Genomic DNA, 24,512 nt, shown 5'->3' with positions numbered 1-24,512 from the left:
CTGTTCCGCCAGCCTCACCGCCTCGCGCTTGAACTCGTCCGTGAAATGTCTTCTGTTTCGTGCCATCGCTTCGCTCTCCAGGCATGATCATGCCATCTGATCTGTCCGGAGTAACGGGGCAAGCCCAAACTTTATCGTAGTTAGCGGCGCCACTCTGAATCAGCTCACATGGAGTTGACCCGTTTCCGTGAACACATCATTCTTTGTGTTCAAGGAGTCGCAAATGTCCAAAGTACGACCGCCGTACCCGGCGGAATTCCGCCAGCAGATGGTCGAGCTGGTTCGAGCCGGCCGCACGCCCGCGCAGCTCTCGCGTGAGTTCGGTGTCACCGCCCAATCCATCACCAACTGGGTTGGCCAAGCCGCCATCGACGACGGCAAGCCTTTACCAGGCAAGGAAGGCCTGAGCACTGCCGAGCGGGAAGAACTGGTGCGCCTGCGCCGGCAGTTGCGCCAGGTCCAGATGGAGCGCGACATCCTGGCAAAGGCTACGGCCTGGTTTGCCGGTCGCAGCGATGCGACTTCCACGAAGTCTTCGGACTCGTGATGGCGAACCAGGCCGACCTCCCTGTGCGCACCATGTGCCGTGTCCTCGGTGTCTCAGCCAGCGGCTTCTATGCCTGGCGCGACCGTGCTCCTTCACAGCGCAGCATCGCCAACGCGGTGATGACCGAGCGCATCCGCCAGATTCACCAGGACTCCTACGAGTCCTACGGAATGCCCCGGGTGCGGGCCGAGCTCATCGAGCAAGGTGTGAGCATCAGCCGCCAGCGCGTGGCCCGGCTCATGCGGCAAGCCGGCATCCACGGCATCAGCAAGCGCCGAGGCTTCACCGTCACCACCCGTCGCGACAAACGTCAGGCCCCAGCTCGTGACCTGGTCAACCGGCGTTTCCGCGCCACTGGCCCGAACCAGCTGTGGGTGGCGGACATGACCTACGTACCGACCTGGATGGGGTTTCTCTATCTGGCCGTGGTCATCGACGTCTGGAGCCGGCGCGTGGGGGGCTGGGCCATGGGCGAACGCATGACCGCAGACCTCGTTCTCGAGGCCTTGAACATGGCGCTGGAGCAGCGCAAACCCAAGGGTGTCATCCACCACAGCGACCAGGGCAGCCAGTACACGAGCGTGGCCTTCGGGGAGCGCTGCCGCCAGATGCAGGTCAGGCCTTCGATGGGAACGGTGGGCGATGCCTACGACAACGCAATGGCCGAGAGCTTCTTCGCCAGCCTGGAGGGCGAACTCATCGAGCGCAGCACCTTCCAGAGCAAAGCACAGGCCCGCATGGCGGTCTTCACATGGATTGAAGGCTGGTACAACCCCCGGCGCCGCCACAGCGGCCTGGGCTACCTCTCACCCCTGAACTTTGAAAGGAGCAACGAAGCCTTGTTTGATGTTGTCGACGAGGCCGTCGTGCATGTCGAGGCAACACCCGAAACGGTTTGAGAATCAAACCAGTACCCGTCCACGAAAGTGGGTCAACTCCACACACGCTATTTTTGTTTGATTCGAGATCAGCGCTGAAGGTGTTTGAGGGCTCGAGCTGAATTTGGAGATCCTCAAGAGCTGTAATGTCTGAGCCATCCACCATGAGCGTATGAAGGTATTCCAATAACTCGTCTTGTCTCGGCTGTCCGAATGCAAGTCGATATATAGCTAGACTACGTTTAAGCCACGCGAGTCGCGTGATTTCCCGACTGAACGGCAGCATCGGCACGCGCCGCTCGACGCGCACGGAACCTTCGTAGATCCAATAGGGGATGAGATCGGTGTCCACTGCCGCCTCAGACCGCGCGTGCTCGAACATCAGCTTCCACGGATCGTCAGGAGCCTGCCCGCGGCCCCTGACGACCGCGGCCTGACGCTCGGCTAGGTTGAGGCGCACGGCATGGCCCTTGAAGCGGTGGACGCGGCCTTCGCGCTGCTCGAGGTCCACCGGGTTGCTCGGCAAGTTCCAGTGATAGACGCGATAGCAATAGGGATGAAAGTCCAGCCCTTCCTGGCCGACTGACGTGGTGGCGAGAACGAACGGCCGGAACGGTGAGTTGAAGGCGTCGCGCACGCCTCCGAGCCGCGCGACGGCGCCGTCTTCGTCCTTGTAGTCGGCGAGCCGCATGGCGAAGCGTCCGCGCATCTGGAACTTGCTGATGGCGAGGGACTCTCCATCGACCTGTACGTCATCGACGTCGATCTGCGACGGGCGGATGGCCAGGGCCTGAGCCATGGTGTGGGCAACACCGATTGCGCGATCCTCGGCTGGGCGGGCCCCGAGACCTTCGGCATCGACGAGGTAATGTGCGTATTCGTCCAGGACGGCCTGTAGGTTGTGCTGGGCGCAATAGGCCAGCACGCGGCGCCAGTAGTGATCGTCGGTATCCCGTCGCAGCAAGGCGACCGCGTCATGCTGATTGAACAGCGCCCGGAACGACCAGGCGACTTCAGCCGCTGCGCTTAGCAAGTGCGGGTCATCCCACGCCAGCTCGGGCGCGATCCGCTTGAGGGCACGAAGAGCGCAGACGGCCGGACTGCCGAGCGCGACGTCAACCAGTAGATCCGAAAGATCGTCGGACGAAGCGCCGATGTCGCGAGTCTTCACCGCTGTCGCTAGTTCGGCGACATGATCGTGGAAGGCGTCTTCGCTCGCCAAGGCGCGCATGCCGTGCGGCGTTTCTAGCCAGGCGCGGGATCGCGCGCCCAGCAGGTCATCGATCACGGCTGGGGCGGCCCACTCGGCGCTGTGCGCGTCCTGATGCGATACCGCGCTTTCCTTCAAAGCACCGAGGGCGGGCTTGAGGCGGTCGCCCACAGCGGAGCGCATTCCCTCCAGCGACAGGGCGGCCCTCGTTCCGCTGAACACCGCCAGCGGATCGGCCAGCTCGGCGAGCGCCGGCGAGGGATAGATCAGCAGCAGCGCGCGCAGACCCGCGAGCCGGCCGTGATCCTGCCGAAACTGCAAGGGACGCAAGCGATGCTGCTCGAAATAGCGCCGGCCGGATTCGCCGACGCCCATGCGCCGTTCGGCTTCGTAGGACAGCAGGGCTGCGATCGCATCGGGCACCATGGACCAGGACGAAAATATCAGCGCCTTGGTCAGCGGGGCCTTGGCTCGCGCCTCGCCGTAATAGGGCATGGCGGCGGGTATCCAAAGGTTCTGTTCCAGATGCTGGCCGAAGATGTCGTCCATGATCGCGCGCATGCGACCGTTGGCCGGGTCCAGCGGCGCATAGGCGTCGATGGCGTCGTGATCGAGCATGGCCGGTCGAGCCGCCTGGATTGCGGTGCGGAGCACGGCCGAAGGCGCGTCGATCTGGTCTTCCAGTAGCCGCTTCAGGCTGTAGTGGCGCATGAAGTTGAGCAGATAGGGCGAAGACTTCCAGTATTCGATGATCTCCGGCGCATCGAGCGTGCGCGCCACCTGAGAAACGGCGGATGCCTGCGCGAGGTCGGTGGGCGCGATCGAGACCGCAATGGGAGGCTCGCTCATCATAGCGTCGCGCTCGACCGTGGATGCGACCCGCTCGGTTCGGGCGATCACACGACGCAGGCGCCGTTCGATGGTCTGGCGGGTCTCGACCGCTGAGGCATGTGACTGTGGGAGGGCATGTAAGAGGCCGCGGAAGGCGCGCATTTCACGCGCCAGCGTGGCTGCCACCTCCGGCCCCTTTTCCCGGCCGTAGAGGAAACTCAGGGTCTCAAGGAAGTCCTGATAGTGGTCGCCTTCGTCGGGCTCGTCGCCGGCGAGCGTGAGCATCCGGTAGGGTGTGGCGGAGAGCAGCAAGGTGCGGGCGCCATGCCCGTCGCCTCCCGAGTAGTCGAACAGTTCGCGCGCGAGGATCGCCGCGTCGCTGTCGCCATGCAGCAAATCCCGAAACCGCTGGAACTCGTCCATGATGATGAGGTCGGGTTTCAGCGCATCCACGCAGGCGTGGGACAGCTTGGCGCGGAGCCGGGCGACCAGGCTGTTGCGGGGCTGTGTCATTTCTGCGGGATAGGTGTCCCGGCGGCGCGGGAAGAGTTCGCAAATCCGTTCGAGTTCCTCGAACAGGTCGCGATCCGCCTGCACGTCGCGGCGGAAACGCTCGATGATGCGCTTGTCGACGCCTTCGAGTGTGAGGTTGTCCGCAGCGCGGTTCCAACCCTCGACGCCGGCCGTGACCTGCAACAGGTTGTGCAGGCCGCGCGGGCGCGTAACGAGGTCGCGCAGGAGATGGAACAGCAAGGCGCGTTCCTGCGTCACACCCGTCGCGGAGCGCAGATCGAAGGTTGTGCCCGGCGTCAGGCTGATGAAGTTCACCCTGTTGGCGTCGAGGCCCGCCTGGTCGCGCAGTTGCAGGGGAACGAGCGTCATGCGGGTCGGCAGGGCCAGCTCGCGCCGCCCGAGGACGTTCAGCCGGTTGAGGTTCTGGGCGGCGATCGCCTGGTTCGAGCAGATGTAGAGGATGTCGATCCGCTTGGTGTTGTCCCACAGGTGTTCGATCATGCGGGCGATGACCCCCCGCGCCACCATCGTCTTGCCGAGGCCGACTTCGTCGGCGACCAGGAACTGGCGGACAGGATCGTCCTGGCCGTAGAGCCGATCAAAGACGTAGTCGACGGTGCGCCGCTGAAAGACTTTGAGGGGAGCGAGCGCCACGTCGGCGCGAAACCGTTCATTCGGCATGCGCGGCATCCTGCGTGGCGAGCGCAATGCGGAATGTGTTCCAGAGTGCGCGGAACTCGGCCGGAATCGGATCGGTATCGTCTTCGTCGCCGGTTTCCAGGCGTGCGATCAGCCGTTCAATGGCGCGAAGCTGGTCCCCGCCCCGGCAGAAGGCCCGAACCATCTCCTCGAGGATGGGCGCGTCGTCGCTTGCCGCGCGCCAGGCGCCCTGACCTGACCTGTCCTGCGCCGCGAGGGCGGCGGCGAATGGATCGCCCAATTCGGAGAGGAGCAGCCGGAGATAGCGGAAGAAGGCGTCCTTGCTGTCGATCACCCAGCGCAGGATCGCGGCGTGGCGCTCTGCGGGCAGCCCCTCCATCTTGAGCCCGGTGCTGAATAGGATCGAGACGTCTTCCGTCTCGTCCGTCAGGTGACAGGCGAGGAACCGGGTAAGGTCGACCAAGGGCATTGTGCCAAGGTCGGCGGGCTGTCCCTGTCGGAGCGGCTCCAGCACATCGCACGCATGTCCTTCGCCCCGCGTGATCGGCCAAACTCGCAGCGCACCGAGCCCGGTAAGGGGCAGCGGTTCGGACGGGATCAGCCAGACCCGCCAGACCGGCGCGCCATCGGCGGCGTGCTCGCCGCGCTCGCAACGGAGCGTGAGGCCGCTGCGGCAAATCTCGCGCCGGGCCTGATCCAAACGGGCCTCGGCGGCTCGTTGCGTGGCATCGGCGGCTCCCGTCTCGTCGCGGACGAACGGCCGCGTCAGCCGGCCAAACCCCTTGTCGCCGAGGATCTCCTCGACGCTGCCGACCCGCGATCGCTTCCCGGTCAGGGTGGTGAAGATCTCGACATTGCTGCCGGTCAGCAGTGCCGGCCGCGTGGCGTTTCCCGAGCCGACCGTGATCGCGGTGTCCCAGCCGCGTTCGGCGATGAACGCCTTGGCATGGAGCCCTTGCAGGGCCGCTGCGTCCTCCTCCTCGCCATCTTCCGTGGCCGCCATTTCGTCGAGCACGGCCACGCGGGCAAAGCCATCGAGAGTGGCGCCGGGCACCTGGGCGAGTTCGTCGGATCGCCCGATGAAGATGGGCTTTTCGGCGCTGGCCAGACCGGCGAGCATCGACAAGGTTTGATCGTCGCAGAAGGGCGAGACTACGCCCAGCCGAACGCAGGGTTCCGGGCGCCATGGCTTTCCGCCGAGGCCATTGACGGCGAAGGAGACGCTCTGGAACGGTTCGGGCAGGCTCCATTCGGCGCGGCGCATGTCTTCGGCCAGGTCATCGACAAGCGTCTTCATTCCGTCGGGAACGCCGACGGTCGCGAGGTCGGGGAGCTGGCGAAGGAAGTCGGCGACCGGGCGGTTGACGGCTTTGGGCTGCCTGGTGATCACGCCATCGAGGGTGGCGGCGATGTCCCATGAGCGATCGCGCGTCAGGTTTCTGGAGAGAATGAGCAGACGCAGGCGGGCGGGGTCTTCGGGCTGCAACGGCGTGAAGCGCAGCGCCCACATCTTGGGGTGGAAGGCCCCGCCTTGAGGGGCGGCGACCTCGACGATGATGCGTTCGAGCAGCGAGCAAAGGCGGGAATGTGGCCGGGCGCTCGCCTGGATATGGCCGGCGTCGGTGAAGACGACGAGGCGGCCGGCGATGCGCTCGGCGCCTTCCAGCAGCGCCAGAGGATGAGAGAGAATGTCGTCGCGGTTCTCGGAGGCGAAGAGCGCCAGACTGACCGGCACGGCGAGCGCGGTCTCGAAGTCGAGCGAGAAGGTCGCGGCGACCGCCGAGTCGAAGACATAGCCCGCCGGCGGCTGAAGATTGGCGCCGTAGAGCATTCGCTGTTCGGGATCTAGGCTGCGGCTATTCAGCATGGGCGAGATCCCGCAGGTGGGATTTGGCCTGCGCCCAGCGGAAGCTGAGGCGATCTGCGCCCGATGCGCCGGTCCAGCGGTCACGGACAGCGTGATTAGCGTAGCGGGACTGGCTGGTCTTGAGCCGGCGTTCGCGCTCCTCGACGAGCCGCCGCGCCGCGGGCGCCGAGATTACCTGCTCCGTCCCGGCCAGAACCAGATCGCGCCACTCATTCACGAACCGCTTGGCGGCTGGTCGGACGGCGTGCGCTGGGTGCTCCACGACATTCCAGAAATCATCGAGCGACCACGCGCGGACTGCGCCGGTATCGAGTTCGTCGCTCCAGGCTTCAAACCGAGCGCGATAGTCCTCTATCCAGTCGTCGCGCTGGCGCAGCTCGCTGAGCGCGAGGTTATAGAGCAGCGCGGCGCCGTGCATCACATGGGAGAAGATTTCCCCATGCTGGACGAGGCGGCGCGCTGCGGATGGAAACGCCGACAGATGGGGGTGCGTCCAGATGTAGTCGCAGCCCGCGTCGATGCCTTCGCGCGCCAGCATCGTGAGCAGTGCGGTGGGCTGGCTGGCGATCAGGCGGTCGATGAGGAATTGCGCCTCGTCGGTGGTCAGGCGGAAGACGGCGTGCTCAAGCAGGTCGCCGGGCATCTGAGGCAAGGCTGGATTCCAGAAGGCGGGCGTCTGGGCGCCGGCCAGAGCGTCTTCGCCGCTGGATGCGCCGCGCGACCGGCCACGGCCCCGCAAGGCGACGAACAGACTGTCGAGCGAGCCCGGAAAGACCCGGATGCCCCACGCGCCCAGGCCAGCCCAATAGACGGAACTCGGCAACCGCTGGAGCCGTGGTCCTGCATCCCGGCCGATGATGCCGTTGAACTCACCGCCGGCTTTCAGGGCGTCAGCAAGCCGGATTTCGGTGTCGCGCGCCTCGGTGCGGAGCTGCGCTTCAGGGACTTCGCGCTTTTCCAGCGCCCGATAGAGCCAGGGAATGAACAACATGTATCGCAGGCGCGTCTGGATCGTGCTCGTGCCCGGAAAGAGGTGATCGGCGATGGAATCCCGGATCGCCCCCAGCCCCAGCTCGTCGCGGGTCTCGCGCTCCTGAAAGAGCGCCATGATGCGCTGCGCGCGCTCCCGCTCGGCTTCATCGAAATCGATCCAGGCAAGAGACGACATGGGCTCAGGCCGCCTCGCTCTCGGTCGGCTTCGTCGGCAGGACGGGAATGACGGTGCCGGAGGTCATCAGCACGATCAGGCCGCGGTCGGCGCCGGTCATGTCGAGATAGGCCCGCACCTGCGCGCGATAATGATCGAGCGTTCCCGGCGTCGGCGTCACATCGCTTTTCCAGTCCACGACGACGGCGGGGCGGCCCTCGGCCGTCAGGGTCAGGGCATCGGCGATCCCGGCCGTTGCGGTTTCCACGCCGTCGGCCGCCTGTGCGGAATAGACGGGAAATTCGGCGAGAAGACCCGGCCGCAGGGCCGCGATGTCAGGCAGAGCCAGGGCGCGGGCCACGCAGGCCGCCAATTCCTGCGCCGACAGCCCCGTCGCCGGGTTGGCGACAGGACACTGGCCGAGGGCGCGGATGAGGTGGTCAGCTCGTTCGGTCAGGGCGGCTTCCTCCTCCTGGGTTTCGCCGGTCAGCACCTCTTCCATGAGCTTGTGGAGGATCAGCCCGCGCTCGCGGCCGCCCTGCACCGGGGCGACGGCATCCAGCTCGGGAGGCTGGTCGTCGCCTGACCCTGTCCAGAGGGCCGCCTCTTCTTCCCGCATCACGGTCCCGGCGGCGTTTTCGTCACGGCTGGGCGCGAGCCAGGTCAACCGCGTCTGCGCGGCCGCGATGGCTTCGGCTTCGGCGGCGAAGCTCGCGCGCGTCTGGGTGTTGCCCGCGCCCGCGCCTGCGGCCGCGAGACCGATAGGTAGGTGAGAGACGTCCAGGCCGGGCAGGTCGGCGAGCGACAGATCGACGAGACCGATCCAGGCCGATTTCGACGGCGTGGCGTTGAGCCGGGGCAAGACGAGGAGTTCGCGGGCGCGGGTGGCCGCGACATACCAGAGCCGGATGCGTTCGCGGTCCAGCTCCTCCTTCTCCGCCTGGCGCGCGGTTTCGTAGCCCTCGGGCACGACTCCCAGGACCGGGCAGTAGAAGGTCTCGGTCTGGCGGTCGATCACGGCGCTCTCGGGCGCCATGACGCCGGTCATGGTGTTGACCGGAATGACGATCGGCCATTCCAGCCCCTTGGCCGCGTGCATGGTGAAGAGCGCGACCGCTTCCTCCTGGGCGTCGGGCCTTCCCTCGACGGCGCGTGCCTCGTCGGACCACGCCGCTGTCATCGCCTCGGCGAAGGCGCGCAAACCGCGCACGGCGTAGCCGGTCGACAGGCTGAGATAGAGATCGACATTGGCGAGCGCACGCTCGGCCTGGCCGCGATGGCGCTCGAGGAGGAGCGGACGGACGCGCAACACATCCACGGCCTGCGAGAGCAACTCGTGCGGGGTCGTGCTGTTGCCGCGCCGGGAGAGCGATTGCAGCCGCTCGATGACGTCGCGCGCGAGCGGGTGCGCGATGATGGCGGGATCGATGCTGAGATCCAGACGCGGAATCCGATCCGGCTGTTCCTCCGAGCGCGGAAGCCCCCAGATGATGTCCAGCAGGTCTTCTTCGGTGAGTCCGACAAGAGGCCCGCGCAGCAGCGCGCCGAGCGCCAGCGTGTCGCGGCGGTCGGCCAGAACGCGGGTCAGCGCGATCAGATCCTGCACCTCCTGGCGGCGGAACAGCCCCTTGCCGGCTTGTGTCGCCACGGGGACGCCGCGGCGTTCCAGGGCCTCCTCATAGCGCCACAGCTCCGCGCCGGTTGGCGCCAGCAAGGCGATGTCGCCCGGCTGGCAGGGGCGCTCGGCGCCGCTACGACGGTCGATGATGGGGTGGCTTTCGATCAGCCGGGCGCACAGCTCGGCGATGGCGTCGGCTTCAGCATCGCGCTGCTGTTCGGCGCTGGCCTTGCCGTTTTCGTCGGCCACGGCGATGTCGAGAGCCGCCAGGCACAGGCCGCCCCGATCGTCATGGAATGGGTCGAGCGCGGTGAAGCCCGGCTGGCCATCGGCCGAGAGAACGGCCTCGAAGCGCTCGTTGACGAAGGTGAGGATCGAAGCGCAGGAGCGGAAGTTGGTGGAGATCGACAGAAGGCTGTCGGGGTCCTGGGCGCGGAAGGCGTCGCGCGCCTGCACATAGGCGCCGACGTCGGCGCCCCGGAAGCGATAGATCGCCTGCTTCGGGTCGCCGACCAGGAAGAGCGCGCCCGGCCGGATTTGGAAGCGGGTCCAATCGTCATCGCCATCGACCGGCTCGCCACACAGCCGCCAGAAGATTTCGGTTTGCAGGGGATCGGTGTCCTGAAACTCGTCGACGAGGACATGGGCGAAACGCTGTCCCAGCGCCTCGCGCACGGCGTCGTGGTCGCGCAGCAAGTCGCGCGCGGCGAAAATCAGATCGTCGAAATCGAGCTGGGCGCTGGCGCGCTTGTGGTCGCGATAGCGTTGCAGGATCGGACGCGCTTCGCCGATCAGCGCGGCCAGGGCATGGCCGGCGACGGCCTGCGCCAACGCGACCCAAGCGTCGCAACAGGCGGTGTAGTGGGTCTCGGCGGCGTCGTTCAGCCGGTCGCCATCGGCCTTGGAGAGACCGGCCTGTTTGGCCGTGGCGGCCCATTTGCCCTTCTTGCGGTAGGAGGCGAAAGCGCCGGTCTTGGTGCAAAGATCCGGGTGGGGCCGCGCGGTCAGGAGCCGAACGAGGCCCGCGGGCGTCGCGGGATCGGGACCGTTCGCCACGGCGGTCGCCATTTCAGCCAGCCGCTCGACGATCGTTACCGTTTCCGGCTCGGCCGCCGCCGTGCCATCCATGAAGTTCGCGAAATCCGCCGTGGCCTGCCGGAACGCCGTGAGGTGGCCGCCAAGTGGAGAGACGGGCGGGGCCGTGAGTGTGGGGCGACGGCGTATACTCTCGGCGATCTTATGGATGAGCGCCACGGTCTCGCCGGGGCTGTGCAGCACCAGCTCGGCCAGGATACCGCCCTGACCGCCGGACAGGCGTTCGCGCAGCCAGCCATCGACAATCTCAAGGAAGGTGAGGTCGGCCTGGTTGCGATCCGTAACGCCGGCGCCGGGATCGATGTCGGCCTCCGCCGGATAGGGCTTGATCAGGCGCTGGCAGAAGCCGTGGATGGTCGAGCAGGTGATTTCGTCGATCGCGGCGCTGGCGGCGGCGAGATTGTCGCGATGGGTCTGGGATAGCCCATCGGGCAGCGCCACACGCAGCTCGGTCGCGATCGTGCCGGCCGAGAGATCGGCAACGAACTCGCGGACACGTGATAGCAGCTCGCTCGCGGCGAGTTCGGTGAAGGTGACGGCGGCGATGGAGCGCGGCGCGACGCCTTCGGCCAGCATGGCGGCGATGCGGCCGGCCATGACGGCGGTCTTGCCTGAGCCCGCGCCGGCCTCGACCAGGATCGAGCGATCATGGAGGCTGATCGCATCGCGGCGCGCGCCGTCGTCCTTCAACACTTTGGACACGCTGCTCATCATTCCGCCTCCCAGACCTGAGCGACTTCGCCAAGCCGCTCCGTGGCGGCCGGCATTTTGCGTTTGCAATAGGTGGCGCTAGCGTTGGCCGGCAGGGCGAAAGCGAGGTTGTCATAGTCGCCGCCGGTATCCGGGCCAGGCAGGGCCGCGCCTCCGGCAAGACTCGACCGTGCCGCGCGCAGATAGCCCGTGATCTCCTCGAGCACGGCCTCGGGATCGTCGAGCTGGAGATTGACGGGCTCGCGCGGATAGAGCAGCGAGGCGCTGATGGCGACATCGTCGCCGAGGAGCGCCTTCACCGCGAAGGCATAGAGACAGCGCTGAAGCTCTCGTCCGCCATTGAGGCGGATGTCGCCGCGCGGCGGCCGTCCGGTCTTATAGTCCCGCACGAGGGCGCGCTTGCCGTCGCCCGAGATGTCGAGCCGGTCGATATAGCCGGCGATGTTGAAGCCCGTGTCGGGAATCGCGACCGGCTCGCTCGCATCCCAGGGCGTTTCCGCGTCGGATTTCGGCTCCAAGCCGCCGAAGGGCACCTCTCCGTAGGAGCGTGCGCCCGGCAGGACATCATCACCATAGGACAAGGCGCGGCCCGCCATCACGCGGGCGTCGTCGAGCGTGCGGCTCCAGATGACGGCCGGCGGAACCGGGCGCTCGCTTTCCCAATCGGCGGCGACGGCTTGTGCGGCCCGCGCCACCGCTGCTTCGATGGCCTCGGCGTCGGCGGAGGCAAGACCGTCTCCGGTTTCGAGGTCGCGCAAGGCGCGGTCGAGAACCAAGTGAACGAGATCGCCGATCCCGAGCGCGTCGAGCACGAGCGGTTCGGTGCTGCTCTGCGGTTCATGCCATCCGAACGCGTAGACCCACACGAAACTCAGCGGATTGCGCAGCAGGCGGCGCAGCGAGCTGGCCGACTGGGTGCGGCCGAGGATGGCGAGAACGAGCGGATGATCTGCCCGCACGAGCCCGTCATGGGGAGTAATCTCGGCCTGCCGCCAGTCGCGCCAGCAGCCCTGCGCACCGACCGCTTGCGGATCGGCTGCGAACTCTTGGGGCCGGGCCATGAGGCGGTCTGTTTCGCTGAAGGCGTGCGCCGGTGTCGCGTTGCGGCGCAGATAGGTTTCGTCGCCACGCCCGGCGAGCAGAGGGCTGCGACCCAGGAGACGCCCGTCGTTGTCGCGCCGGGCGCGCGACAGAACGACGGTGTCGGCCGTCGTGGCAAGGATCGTCTCGAAGTCGCGGCGGTCGGCGAGGTTGACCGGCAGCGGGTCGAGCACCTGGGTCGGGATGATATGGCCCGGGATCAGCCGGTCCTCGGCGATCCCGCGCGGCCAGCGCGAGGAATTAAGCCCGATGAGCCGCACGAAGCGGCGGGGCGATGCCGCGAGCGCGCTGGCCGGCATCCAGGCGACGCAGACGCACGCTTCCAGTCCGTCGTCCTGCTTCAGGGTCTCCAGCGTGGCGTCGATCGAGGCGGCGGGGCCGGCGAGCAGAGCCTTGCGCCAGATCGCTAGCGCGCGGCCCTTGAGGAAGGCTTCTCCGATCTCGCTGGCGGCCGCCGATCCTTTCACAAGGGTCTCGACCGCCGTGCGCAGCGCAGCAACGTGGTCGGCGCCGTCGGGCCAGTCTTCTGGCGTCAGCCGGGCCAGCAGGCGGTTCCAGGCGCCTAGCGTCGAGAGCGGCGCATCGGTCGGCAGCACCCGCAGCCAGCCTTCGGGCAGGGTCTCGAAAGGCCCGCTGTCCCGGCAGAGCGCCGCGAGGCGGCGCAGCCGCGACTGCGACAGGCCGCGAACTACGATGTCGGCCAGCGCCGCAGCCGCCTGGCCCTCGCGGGTGGCGACGGTGCGGATGCCATGGATGAAGTGAAGGTCGATGTTGGCGTCGGCACGCAGGGCCAGGAAATGATCGTCATAGTCGGCGGGCGAAGCGGTCGCGATGGCGATGTCCGAAGCCGGGATGCCCGAGGCAAGCAGGCTGCGCGCCCAGCGCATCGCCTCAATGGCCTCGTGATAGGCCGTCGCCGCGCTGGCGGCACTGATTCCCGGCGCATGCGCCGGTGCGCGCGCGACCGTGACGCCGGTGCCGTCCAGCCATGCGGGAACGCTCCTCGGGCCGGCCGTCCATCGCACGGGGATATGGGCGGTGAGCGCCTGGAGCAGCGGCCGCCAACAGGGCGAGAGTTCGGTAAGGCCGACGATCTCCAATGGGCCGAGGACCGCCGTGGCATGACAGATACGGGCGGTTGCGGCGGTGACGATGTCGCGAGGCCGCATCATGCCGGACGGAAGCTGGTCGAGGACGGCCGCTTCCAGACGCGCGATGGCGGCGAGACGCGGATGATCGGCCGCGCGTGCGGCAAGATCGATGCCCGCGCGCCAGGCTTTGTGGAGCGTGTCGGCCGCGGCGTCGATCATGCCGGGAAGAGCCTTGATGCTCTCCAACTCCCCCATCGGCGTGGCAGGCAAGGCCGCCTGGATGGCCGCGCGCAGGCTCTCGTCGTCGATAGGGCGGGCGAAGCCGCCCGCCAGCCGGACGGCGGCCTGCTCGAAGGACATGATCTGGAGACCGTGCCGACCACCAAGGCTCGCCGCCAGGCGACTCACCCGCATGGCGAGGCGACCGTGAATGATCAGGGTAGATCGGTGAGTAATGCTCATAGCAGCACGCCCACTTGTTCGCTGCTGAGTTTGGTGGCCGGCCAGAGCCCCCCTTCCACCGGGTCGCATTTTGTAAAGTCTGCCAATTTGGCGAAGAGAACTACGTCGATCTTCAGCTCGGCAGCGACGGCCGGACCTTGCGGTTGTGTCTCGTCCATGGAATCCCCTGTGGCGCCCCTCCGTAACAGGCATTACGCCCTGTTACGCCCTGCCAAGATATTAGCGCTAGTTGCCAGACATTTCGGCAGGCAAGAGCCAGCGCAGCGCGGGAGGTAGATCGGGGCCGGCGGATCCGGTTCTTGCAGGTCACGGCAGGCAGGGGTAATATGTCAAAAATATAAGACATTTTAATCGCTTGCTATTTGCCATGAATCTCATCGATATCGGCCATTCCGTGCGGGTCCGGCGCTCTGAACTGGGCTTGTCCCAAGCGCAGTTGGCTCACCTCAGCGGCCTGTCTCGTCAGACGCTGGTCGGCCTGGAGAACGGCACCCTGAGCGATCTGGGCGTCAACCGGGTGGGAGAGGTCATGGCGGTGCTGGGTCTGGACAGTCCGAAGCCGGATACGCAGGCGCGGCGCAAGAAGCGCGGGCTCTGGATGGCCGCCAAGACGGCCAGTGTCAGCTATGCGCAGGAACTGGCGCCCGAGACGCTGGAGCAAGCCTTGGCGAGTGGGGAAGTACCTGCTTCATTTGCTCCGCACCTGACGCATTTGCTGGATGAGGCGCCCGTGCCTGTCGTCGTGATGGCTGTTGAGGAGGCTGCCTCGCATACACACCAGCCGCCAAAGCAGGTCTGGCGCAACGTGGCGAAGCTGGCCGGATCGTTGTCCGTGCATCGTCGCGAACTGTGGGCATGAAGTCCGGAGCATTGCCCAGCGGTCCCTGGGAAAAGCTGTTCCCGCGGGCGCTGGCGCTGATTGACGAGATCAGTCGATATGGCGGCATCACGGACCCATTCTGGACGTTGGGTGGTGGAACGGTGCTGATGTTTCGGTACAGCCATCGGCTGAGCAAAGACATCGACATCTTCGTGCCTGACCCCCAGTACCTCGGCTTTGTGTCGCCGCGATTGAGCGACACCGCTGCGGATTTGACGCAGGACTACACCGAGCAATTAGGTACCTTCGTCAAACTGCAGTTTGAGGAGGGCGAGGTCGATTTCGTCGCTGCTCCCAATTTGCTGGACGATGCCTGGGACACATGGGATATCGGCGGTCGCGTAGTCAAAGTAGAGACTGCCGCTGAAATCATTGCCAAGAAGATGTACCACCGCGGTGATCGGGTCACGGCGCGGGATCTTTTCGACTTTGCGCTCGTGATCGAGCGCGAGCCTCGGCAGCTTCTGGCAGCGACGCCATTCCTTCTACGCCATCGGGAGGCATTCCTGTCCCAGATCCGAGCGCCGCATGCCAGCTTGCGCGCTGCGTTCGAGGCCATCGCTACGCTGGAGTACACGCCCAGCTTCGATCATTGCGTAGCCGTGGTCGGGGATTTTCTGGGTGAACTGTAGCCTCTTCGCATGTGGTCATTCCCCGTCGTATTGGAGTGCGCTAAGATGCATCCTGATCGACAATAAGTTCGAAAATGTCGACGCCGCGCAAATCGCTCCATAATCCGCGCCAACCTTAAACGCACGATTTTGACGGTAGACGGCGACGGTATGGAATTTGTCGATCACAGAAAATCCCTTAAATCATAGGGGCTTACGAGGCCCGTTGATGACAGAGGTGGCGGCGGAAATTCAGACAGTCCGATAAGTGGAGAGCTCTGGGCCTGATCCGGCGATAATGCCGGTAAAGGAACCAGAGAGATGACCAAGAGAACGAGACGAACACACTCAGCGGCGTTCAAGGCCAAGGTGGCCTTGGCGGCGGTCAAGGGGGATCGCACCCTGGCCGAACTGGCTCAGCAATTTGATGTGCATCCGAACCAGATCACGGAATGGAAGCGGCAGTTGCAGGAGAAGGCGGCGGACGTATTCGGGTCGGCAGGACAGAGCAACAACGAGCCGCCGGCCGATCTGAAGGTGCTACATGCCAAGATCGGCCAGCTCACGCTGGAGAATGATTTTTTAGAAAGCGCGCTCACCAAGGCGGGATTGCTGAGCGCAAAGCGATGATAGACCGTACGCATGCACTGCCGGTGTCACGCCAGGCCAAATTGGTGGGGATTGCTCGATCGAGCGTGTATTATCAGGCCCGGCCTGTCAACGATAGAGATCTGATGTTGATGCGCCGGATCGACGAGCTGCATCTGGAGTTTCCGTTTGCCGGGGCCCGCATGCTGGCGCGGCTACTGCGCCGTGACGGCCATGAGGTCGGCCGACGACACGTGGGCACCCTGATGAAACGCATGGGCGTTAAGGCGCTGTATTGACCCTGCCTAGATTTCACGTACAGCAAGAAGTTGGAAACTTCAAAGGTACGGAGAATCGAGATGAAAGAAGGCAGGCTGCCGAAGAGGCAGTACACAGAGGAATTCAAGGCTGAGGCCGTCAGGCTCGCGGCCTCGGTGGGTGGGTACGAAGCGGCACGGCGCCTGGGTGTGCCGGTGGCGACGGTAGGAAACTGGTCCAGGAGGGGTGTTGGCTCGGCCACTGACGCCAGCGGTGCGGCAGCGCCGGGTGAAGCGCCCGCACGCCGGCCCGTCAGTGAACTGGAAGCAGAGAACAGCCGCCTGCGCAGGGAACTGGCCGAAGCGAAGCTGGACGTGGAAATCCTTCGAAAAGCGACGGCGTACTTCGCCAGGGGGTCGCGATGAAGTACGCCTGGATCGACGAGTATCGCGACCAGTACACCGTCAGCCAGTTGTGCCGCGTGCTGGGTGTCTCGCGCAGCGGCTACTGCCAGTGGCGTGTGCGACCGCTCAGCAAGAGGGAGTTGGCCAACCAGGCCCTGGATGCCAAGGTGGCGGCCATCCACCAGGCCAGCCGCCGCAGCTATGGACGTCCCCGGATAGTCAGTAGCCTGCGCCAGCACGGCGAGATCGTCAGCGCCGAGCGGGTTCGCAAGAGCCTGCGGCGTCAGGGGCTGCGGCCGGTGTACAGAAGGCCGTTCGTGGTGACCACCGACTCGGCCCACCGCCTGCCGGTGGCGGCGAACCTGCTGGATCGGCGCTTCGATGGCTGGCAGCCCGATCAGGCGTGGGTGGCGGACATAACCTATGTGGCCACCGGCGAGGGCTGGTTGTACCTGGCGGCGGTGATGGACCTGGCCGGCCGGCGAATCGTGGGCTGGTCGATGTCCGAGGTCATCGATGCCACCTTGGTGTGCACGGCCCTGAAATCGGCCTGGTGGCAGCGCAAGCCGGCCAGGGGGCTGCTGGTACATAGCGATCGCGGGGCGCAGTATGCGAGTGGGCGCTACCGGGCGCTGGCGGCCGATCTGGGCATCACGATGTCCATGAGCAGGAAGGCCAACGCCTGGGACAACGCGCCGATGGAGAGCTTCTTCAAGACGCTGAAGGTCGAGCGCATTTACCAGGTACGCTACGACACGCGGGCGCAAGCCAGGCTGGACATCGTCGACTGGATCGAGGGCTGGTACAACCGACAGCGCCTGCACTCGGCCAACGGCTTCCTCGCCCCTGTGACGTGGGAGAACTCCCAATTGGCTGCATGACTTGATGTACGTGGAAACGAGGCAGGGTCAGCCCTCTATTTTCTGTCGGCGAACTCTCCAGATTCATGGCTCTGCACGCAAAGAGCGCACAACATTTTCAAGACGTGCCCGGCTGGCTGCTCGTAGCTGTTGAAGCCCTAGTTTCCGTGCCATTGCTTGATATATACCTTCGCCTTGGATCCCTTGCGCGATGACGGCATGAGCCAGCGAAGCCAGTTCCGCGAGGCAGATCTCGTCAGTCGCGCGTACGCTATCCTCGTCGGCAGGCTCCCGGAAGGGAGGTTCTGCCGCAGCATCGAGATGCTCAGGCCAGTAGAACGTGCCGATCTCTTCATCCGTCGTCCGATAGCGCGCTCGAGCGAGTTGAAACACGCGCTCACGGATGCGTGTGCCTGTGCGCAGCCAGCCATGGGCTCGCGCAATGCGGCGGGCCAGCAGAGCGTCGAGCACGGGGCCCTCATGGGCGATGACGTGGGCAATCATGGCCGAAAGGATGTCGTTGTAATCACTGTCAAAAAAGCGATCGGGAAAGGCGCCAGCGACAGCTTCGGCCGGGTCGGTGACCCGATAGAGCAAAGCACCCGGTTGCGCCTTGTCGGCAGTATCGGTATGGCCAGGCGCTACAGAGACTTGGCGAGCAAAGACTTCTTCGGCTTGCTGTAGTGGGGCTGTTGCCGCGGTTTCAGGTGCAATCAGGTCCGCATCCTGGATGGGAGCCGCCGGTTCTTCGTCCGGCTTCGTCGCTGACGCCATGGCTTGCGCGATGGCTACTTGCGCCAGACGTTCGGCCTCGGCTTCGCGCTCAGCCTGCGCGGCGCGCCGCTCGCGTTGAGTTGTGAGCACGGCTTGCAGTCGGGCATCCAACCTGTCGAGCGTGCCAGTGGGGTCGATCCACCAATCGGTGGACCACACCCGCACGATTTCCCATCCCAAGCCGCGCAGGACTTGTTCGCGCAGCTTGTCGCGGTCGCGTGCAGTAGCGCTGCGATGGTAAGTGGCACCGTCACATTCCACGCCGGCCAGGTAGCGTCCAGGTGCGTCGGGATCGACGATGCCAAGGTCGATGCGGAACGAAGAGGCTCCAATCTGCGGCTGGACTCGCCAGCCGCGCTGGGCAAGGGCGGTGGCTACGGCCTGCTCAAAGGGGCTGTCGAAGCCGCCGAGGCTACCTCGGTTGGCTTCCGCCAGCGCGCGAGCGCCGCGTTCAGCAAACTCCAGGAAGTGCTTGAGATCGCGCACACCGATGGCCTGAGTGCGCGCCAAGTCCATCTGCTCCGCCCGGAAACTTGCGAACACGCGCAGTTCGTGGCGTGCACGGGTGATGGCTACATTGAGTCGGCGCTCGCCACCCTGACGATTGAGCGGACCAAAGTTCATGGACAGTTGACCCGCAGCGTCGGGCCCATAGGTGGTGGAAAAATAGATAAGGTCGCGTTCGTCGCCTTGCACGCTCTCTAGGTTCTTAACGAATAGAGGCTCCAGCTCGCTTTCAGCGAAGTGAGGTTCCAATCGAGGATCCTTCCTGCGGGCTTCGTCGAGCAAGTCCTCGATCAATTTTTGCTGTTCAGTATTGAAGGTGACAATGCCAATCGTGAGTCCGCTTTCGCGGAAACCGGGTGCTGTCAGACGTTTCACGACATCGGCGACCAGGGCCTTGGCTTCGGCGGGATTGGTTCGGGCGCCTCCCTTTTGATAGGTGCCCGAAACTAACTGCAGGCTGACCGCCCGATCATTGGTGACGGGTGAGGGAAAGGTGACCAGTTTGCCGTCGTAGTACGCGTGATTGGAAAAGGCAATCAGGCTTTCATGGCGGCTACGGTAGTGCCAGTTCAGATTTCGTGTCGGCAGGTTGGCACCGATGCATTCGTCAAGAATGCTCTCCAGGTCCGCCTCGACGTCCTCGTCGTCAAGATCAGACTCAGCGCGGTCGAAGAACGATGTGGGGGGCAACTGCTTGGGGTCCCCGACCATGACGACTTGGCGTCCGCGGGCGATGGCGCCAATCGCATCCCAGACCGGGATCTGCGAGGCTTCGTCAAAGATCACTAGGTCGAAGGCATTGGCTCCAGCCTGGAGATACTGAGCGATGGATAGCGGACTCATCAGCAGGCAGGGCGTGAGCTTGGTCAGCGCCTCAGGAATTTGCGCCATGAGCTCCCGCAAGGGCAGGTGCGCGCGCTTTTTGCCAATCTCGTGTCGCAACACTCCCCATTCGGAGTTGCGGCTGACGTTGTCTTGAGAGGGCAGGTCGGCGCACAGGCGCGCGCGCAGCCAGTCGCGGGTCAGTGCGGTGAAGCGTTCGTCAAGCTCTCGAAAGTCGCGGATGCGCTGTTCGTGCTCGACGCTGACGAAACCGCGGATGACTGGCTCATGATCTACCACGGCGTTGAGCCACCAGCGTGCGTAGTTAGCTTCGAAAGTCCGGCGGGCCTGGCCTGGTCCGACATGGCTTTGTTCGATGCCTTGCACCAGTGTGGCCAAACCGAGCGCGAGCGCCTCGCCGCGTGCCTGGCGCCAGGCGCACCAGCTGCGCAGGCTGTGCTCGGCGCGTACGATGGATTGGCTTTGATCGATCAACCCATCGAGTGACACGGACTGCCACTGCGTATGGGCATCCTCCGCGAAGTATCCCATTGTCGCGAGCGCCTCCCGCCGAGGAAGCAATTGCTCCCATGTCTCCGCATATCGAGCGCCCGCCAGTGCGATACGACTGCCTGGCTCCAACAATGCATTGGCATCGCCCAACAGAGCATGCAGCGGAGCCTTGCAGGCTGAAATCTGTTCAGGCGTGGTGGCCAAACGTGCCAGCACGGCAGCCAGATCCTCGCGAAGTTTGCAAGCCTGTGCAAGATTATCCAGAGAGGTAGCCAGTCCTTTCCACAGACCGGCAGTAGATTCACGCAAATCGTCCAGGGCAGCCAACGCTTGTTCAGTTTCGGCTCGCTGGCGAAGTGTCTGGTGATCGCGCGCCAGGGTGGGGCCGCAAGCACCTTCCTCGACCAAAGCGTGGGGCATATCCAGCGGTCCCTGTTGAGGATGCCTTCGCCAGTCGCTCAAAAAATCAAGCGCGGCATGCAGATGGTCCACTTGGGTGGTGTGACCGCTCCACAGCCCATCGGTCGAAGTGGTCAGCGAGGCGTGCGCCGCGATGGCTTGGTCCAATTGGCGCAGCCTGCGTACCCTCTGCAAATCAGCCTGCAGAGCAATCCCGCATTGGCCATCTGCAATGGCATCGAAGCCATCGTCTTCCCACGCCTGGCCTTCGCGTACAGCTGCCAGGGCAGTCTGCCAGCGCAGGGACGTACGCACCTTTTCCGCATTGGTATCCAGGCCTGCCCAGACGGATGCACATTCCCGGGCGAAGGTGATCGCTTGAAGCTGCTGGCGCAAGGCTCGGATGGCAATCCAATGCAGCAGATCGTTGCTGACGTCAGGTTGCGATCCTCCTTTGATGGCGCTGGACAGCTGTGCCGTGACATTGCGTTTGCTAAGCCAGGACTTGGGCCAAAACGCCTGCTCGGCCTGCTCCCACACCCGATGCAATTCGGCGACGTCGAGCTGTTCAATCGATTCGCTATAGGGGGCTGACAGCGCTGCGTGGTGTTCCGCGATCTGATTCAGCAGGTCAAGCCCCTGATTCAGTTGCGCGATCGTGTGAGGGGCCCAGGGCTCGCCCAGTTGCCCATGGATCTGCCGGTATTCGGTGAGCGCTGCCAGAGCGTCTGTACAGGCGGTCACGACAGAAGTGGCCCATGGTGTAGACAGCTGCGAATTCAATTCGGCATGGCGCCGCACCAGTGCTTCGCCTTCCTGAAGGCGCTGGCTCAAAGTGCGTGCGTCCGGACGCAAAATAAAGCGCCAATCGTGCCCTGCTGCCGATGGCAGGCGTCGAGCAAGGATCAGCAGCGCTTCGCAGATATCGCGTGTCAGTGCGGGTGTGGGCAGGCCAATGGCCTGAACCAGCGCATTGGCTGATTCGATCGTTGCTTGGGCAGCGGGGAGCAGATCACGTGCAGCAGTGATCAGTTGTTGCTGCCAGGTAGGTGACCAGTCTCCCTGGCCGATCAGGACCAAGGGGTGATTTGCCAGTGAGGCATGGCCGATGGCTTGTGCGTTGACTTCCAGCCGATCCACTGCATGGCGCAATTGCTCCATGCTTGCATGATCGTGCTGATCGGCCGAGGGCCAGGTCAAGGCAAGGGGCGGGATATCGGTTGCTGCGCTGACGGTACCGATTGCATCGAACAGGCTCAAACCGTTGCGGCGTCGCTGATGCAGGCGTTCGACATAGACGTTCAGTGCGTCCCGCAGGCTCTTGAGCTTGTCGGCTTCTGCCTGCCACTGCTCCGCGTCCGCCTGGCCGCTACTGGACCAGGCGGACTGCAACTGAGCCAGTACGTCGAGTTTGCGGGCCTTACTCGAGTGCAGTTCTAGGCAGAATTCGCCCAAGCCGATTTCGCGCAGGCGTCGGTAGACGACGTCCAGCGCCGCGATCTTCTCGGATACGAAGAGCACGCGTCGACCCTGTGCGAGGGATTGGGCGATGAGGTTGGCGATCGTCTGGCTCTTACCAGTCCCCGGTGGGCCGATCAGCACGAAGTCCTTGCCTTGCGAGGCGGCCAGAACGGCCGACAGCTGCGAGGAGTCCGCTGGCAAGGGGCAAAACACCTGCTTGGGGTCAAAGTGCTTGTCTAATTCACGCACCTGCGGAAATGGTGTGCCAGTTGGGTAAGCGTCGCGCGGGGTGTCCAGCAGGTGGCGCACGACCGAATTCTCCCGCAGTTGCTCGCTGCGCTCAGCCAGGTCTTTCCACATCAGATACTTCGCGAAGGAGAACATGGACAGCACCACGTCCTCGGTAACTTCCCAGCCTTTGATGTCCTTGATGGCGTGACCGACGGCCTTCCAGACTGCCGCGACGTCCAGGCCGTTATCGTCCCGCGGCAGTTCGCCTTCAAGGCTGCCCAGGTTCAGCTCAAAGTCCTGGCGCAGCATCTCGATCAAGGTGGGATTGAAGCGGGGTTCATCGTCATGCAAGCTGAGCGTGAAACCCGAGCGAGCGCTCTTGCGGTGCAGACTGACCGGCACCAGGATCAAGGGAGCTCGGTAGCGCTGACCATCACGGTCTTCGCGGGTCCAGGATAGAAAACCTAGCGCGAGATACAGCGTGTTGGCCCCGCCTTCCTGCAATGTCGTGCGGGCGCCGCGAAATAGCTCCGTCAGACGCGAATCAAGCTCGGCCTCGGGAACGCCGACGAAAACTTCGCGTTTCTGCAGGGCTTCTAGCGCGTGCACGCGGCGTACGTTCTCGCGTTCACGGGCCTCGTAGATGGCCTGATCGCGCGGGTCGGCGCCGTCCATCAGATCTGGGCGTGGTCGCAGCTTCAGGGGCTGGCCGCTGGCGAGCAGATCTTCCAGCGCGCCGGGGTCCGGCGCTTCCAGCTTGAGCGCCTTCTTGCCACCCTTGAAGTTGAGCAGATTGTTGCGGAGCGAAAGGTCTAGCAGTTTGCGCTGCCAGCGAAGCAGCCGGTCCTTGGGGTCGAGCTGGCTGGCATCTTCCACATGGGTCGGCACGCTGTCGGGAAGATCAGGCACATCTTCGATCGTTAGCACTGCCGATGTGGATGGTGACGCTTCGGTATCCGATACCGCAGCAACCGCCGCTTCCGCACTGGCCAATGGCTTGATGCGTTGCAGCCGGGCCCGGCGGATGTCTACGGCTAAGCGAAAACCTGCATCTTGAGATTCGTCCACCTGCTGAGCACCACGTTCGGCGGCATAGCTAAAGGGGACTGTGGGGCGCTGAGTGATCAAAGTGGTCTCAAACAGCACCAGCTCCTTGAGCCTGAGGCGCTTGCGCAAGGCGGTTACGTCGTCGACAACCGTAGTGGAGAATTCCTCGCGTTGCAGCCAGACACCCGCAAAGGCATGACCCTCGGTGAAGACCAGCAGTGGGTTCAACCCGGATTGCTCGAGTGCGGCGCAAAACAGCAGCGTGAGGTCAAAACATGTCCCCAGACCTGAGCTTTCGATCTGACTAGGGCTGCGCACCTTTTGGCCTGAGCGTTCGAAACTGGCTGGGGGCAAGGCATAGTCCAGCTGCATGCCAGCCACCGCCCCCCAAATTGCTGAAGCTAGCTCCCAGGCGCGCTTGGCACCGCCGGCATAGCCGTCCAGCGCGGGGTTGCGATCGTTCTGTCGCAGCACGTCGGCGGTTCGCTTGAGCAGCCGATCCACGGCGGGGTCGTTGGGTTGGACGAAGGCGGCGACCAAGTCGGGCAGGTGCGAGATGCCACCCCATTGATTGCGTGGGAGCAGCTCCAGATGGGTATCGCGTTGTGCCAGGGCAGGGGCGGCGGCATCCGAGCCCGCAGTGCGCAGAGCCAGCGAGACCGTGGCTGTCTCTGCTTCGGTGAGTCGTGCCAGCAATCCGCCGTCCAGGCTCAGATCCAGATCGCGGATGGGATATCGCGAGCCCGCTGCCAGTGCATCAATCCGCCAGCGGCGCGGCTTCAGAAAGGGCGGGTCGGAAGTTAGGATTAACTCGATCTGTTCATGCGCCTGGTCTGTCTCATTGATCAGCCAGAGGTCCCGGACGAGCGGGACCGCATTCTGAAAGTCCGCTAAGTTCAATTTGGCAATCAACGTAACGTCGATCTTCAGTTCGGCAGCGGTGGTCGACCCCTCCAGTTGTGTCTCGTCCATGGAATCCCCCTATAATATTCTGCGTTGTAACATGCATTACGCTAAGTTACTTCTGTGTAAATATTAGCTCCAGTTGCCCTCAATTTTGGCGAATTAGCAGGTCTCCTGGCGGAAAAAACCGTTACGAACAGGAGGAAACCTCGATGCTTACCGGCACCGCGCTGCGCGCCGCCAAGCTGGATATCTCTTCAGTTGCGGAGGCCTCTAGCGGCCAGTTCAAGATCAGCATGCCTAACATCACGTCGTTCTTCCTTCCGGTGATAGGACGCCGCTGGTTGCACGGGGGAAATTGCCCTTGAACATGTCCTTTCCCTGGTTAGGGCTGGTTGGGCTTGCCCCGCCTCTCCGGACAGGTTGTTTAACCTAACAAACCGCCGCCTCGAACTGCATGGGGCTGACGTATCCCAGCGTTGAGTGCTGGCGCCTTGTGTTGTAGAACCGCTCGATGTAGTCG

The 24,512-nt window shown here is 64.4% G+C and carries 12 protein-coding genes and 2 pseudogenes; 6 read left to right on the top strand and 8 right to left on the bottom strand.

Features of this window, described 5'->3' with window-relative positions:
* Positions 1-223 precede the first annotated feature (223 nt).
* A protein-coding gene (locus CDO46_RS04460; protein ID WP_087837363.1) for an IS3 family transposase occupies positions 224-1,446 on the top strand; the annotation gives its coding sequence in 2 pieces (ribosomal slippage) (positions 224-491 and positions 491-1,446; 1,224 coding nt in all).
* A 463-nt stretch (positions 1,447-1,909) separates the two neighbouring features.
* On the opposite strand, the pseudogene CDO46_RS28780 reads toward CDO46_RS04460, so the two are convergent.
* The 6 genes and pseudogenes from CDO46_RS28780 to CDO46_RS28285 form a co-directional block, all read right to left on the bottom strand.
* Positions 1,910-2,116: pseudogene (locus CDO46_RS28780) on the bottom strand (helicase C-terminal domain-containing protein); the annotation flags it as partial.
* A 2,533-nt stretch (positions 2,117-4,649) separates the two neighbouring features.
* Complete coding sequence (locus CDO46_RS04450) at positions 4,650-6,506, bottom strand: phospholipase D family protein (protein WP_087837362.1); 1,857 nt, start codon at positions 6,504-6,506, stop codon at positions 4,650-4,652.
* Complete coding sequence (locus tag CDO46_RS04445) at positions 6,496-7,674, bottom strand: DUF6361 family protein (RefSeq protein WP_087837361.1); 1,179 nt, start codon at positions 7,672-7,674, stop codon at positions 6,496-6,498. Before CDO46_RS04445 ends, CDO46_RS04450 begins: the two co-directional genes overlap by 11 nt.
* Positions 7,675-7,678: 4 nt before the next feature.
* Entirely contained in the window at positions 7,679-11,080 is a 3,402-nt protein-coding gene (locus CDO46_RS04440) for an exodeoxyribonuclease V subunit beta (protein ID WP_217896295.1), read from the bottom strand.
* On the bottom strand, positions 11,077-13,731 hold the full coding sequence (locus CDO46_RS04435; protein WP_087837359.1) for a PD-(D/E)XK nuclease family protein: 2,655 nt from the start codon (positions 13,729-13,731) through the stop codon (positions 11,077-11,079). Before CDO46_RS04435 ends, CDO46_RS04440 begins: the two co-directional genes overlap by 4 nt.
* Positions 13,728-13,889: a hypothetical protein gene (locus tag CDO46_RS28285; RefSeq protein ID WP_176400658.1), complete on the bottom strand. Its 162-nt coding sequence runs from the start codon at positions 13,887-13,889 to the stop codon at positions 13,728-13,730. The genes CDO46_RS04435 and CDO46_RS28285 overlap by 4 nt, the downstream gene beginning before the upstream one ends.
* A gap of 209 nt (positions 13,890-14,098) precedes the next feature.
* Between CDO46_RS28285 and CDO46_RS04430 the strand changes: the two genes are divergently transcribed.
* The 4 genes and pseudogenes from CDO46_RS04430 (at position 14,099) to CDO46_RS04415 (ending at position 17,353) form a co-directional block, all read left to right on the top strand.
* Positions 14,099-14,590: a helix-turn-helix domain-containing protein gene (locus tag CDO46_RS04430; RefSeq protein WP_087837358.1), complete on the top strand. Its 492-nt coding sequence runs from the start codon at positions 14,099-14,101 to the stop codon at positions 14,588-14,590.
* Complete coding sequence (locus CDO46_RS04425; RefSeq protein ID WP_087837357.1) at positions 14,587-15,243, top strand: nucleotidyl transferase AbiEii/AbiGii toxin family protein; 657 nt, start codon at positions 14,587-14,589, stop codon at positions 15,241-15,243. The genes CDO46_RS04430 and CDO46_RS04425 overlap by 4 nt, the downstream gene beginning before the upstream one ends.
* A gap of 300 nt (positions 15,244-15,543) precedes the next feature.
* A pseudogene (locus CDO46_RS04420) lies at positions 15,544-16,106 on the top strand (IS3 family transposase); the annotation flags it as partial.
* 63 nt (positions 16,107-16,169) lie between these two features.
* Positions 16,170-17,353 (top strand): IS3 family transposase gene (locus tag CDO46_RS04415; protein WP_087837356.1). Its coding sequence is split into 2 segments (ribosomal slippage): positions 16,170-16,461 and positions 16,461-17,353, totalling 1,185 coding nucleotides; the frame shifts between segments, so codons are not numbered across the junction.
* 63 nt (positions 17,354-17,416) lie between these two features.
* On the opposite strand, the gene CDO46_RS04410 is transcribed toward CDO46_RS04415, so the two are convergent.
* Positions 17,417-24,058, bottom strand: coding sequence for a DUF3320 domain-containing protein (locus CDO46_RS04410; RefSeq protein ID WP_087837355.1), 6,642 nt, complete (start codon positions 24,056-24,058; stop codon positions 17,417-17,419).
* Between the two features lie 143 nt (positions 24,059-24,201).
* Between CDO46_RS04410 and CDO46_RS28280 the strand changes: the two genes are divergently transcribed.
* Entirely contained in the window at positions 24,202-24,357 is a 156-nt protein-coding gene (locus CDO46_RS28280; RefSeq protein ID WP_176400657.1) for a hypothetical protein, read from the top strand.
* A gap of 64 nt (positions 24,358-24,421) precedes the next feature.
* Here the strand turns inward: CDO46_RS28280 and CDO46_RS27895 are convergent.
* Positions 24,422-24,512, bottom strand: a 91-nt coding sequence (locus CDO46_RS27895) for an IS3 family transposase (protein ID WP_140416819.1), incomplete at its 5' end; no start/stop codon positions are given.

Source organism: Pigmentiphaga sp. NML030171 (assembly GCF_002188635.1).
Lineage (GTDB): Bacteria > Pseudomonadota > Gammaproteobacteria > Burkholderiales > Burkholderiaceae_B > Pigmentiphaga > Pigmentiphaga daeguensis.
The sequence above is the reverse complement of the archived record's forward strand: the minus strand, read 5'-3'. Positions and strand labels throughout refer to the sequence as shown.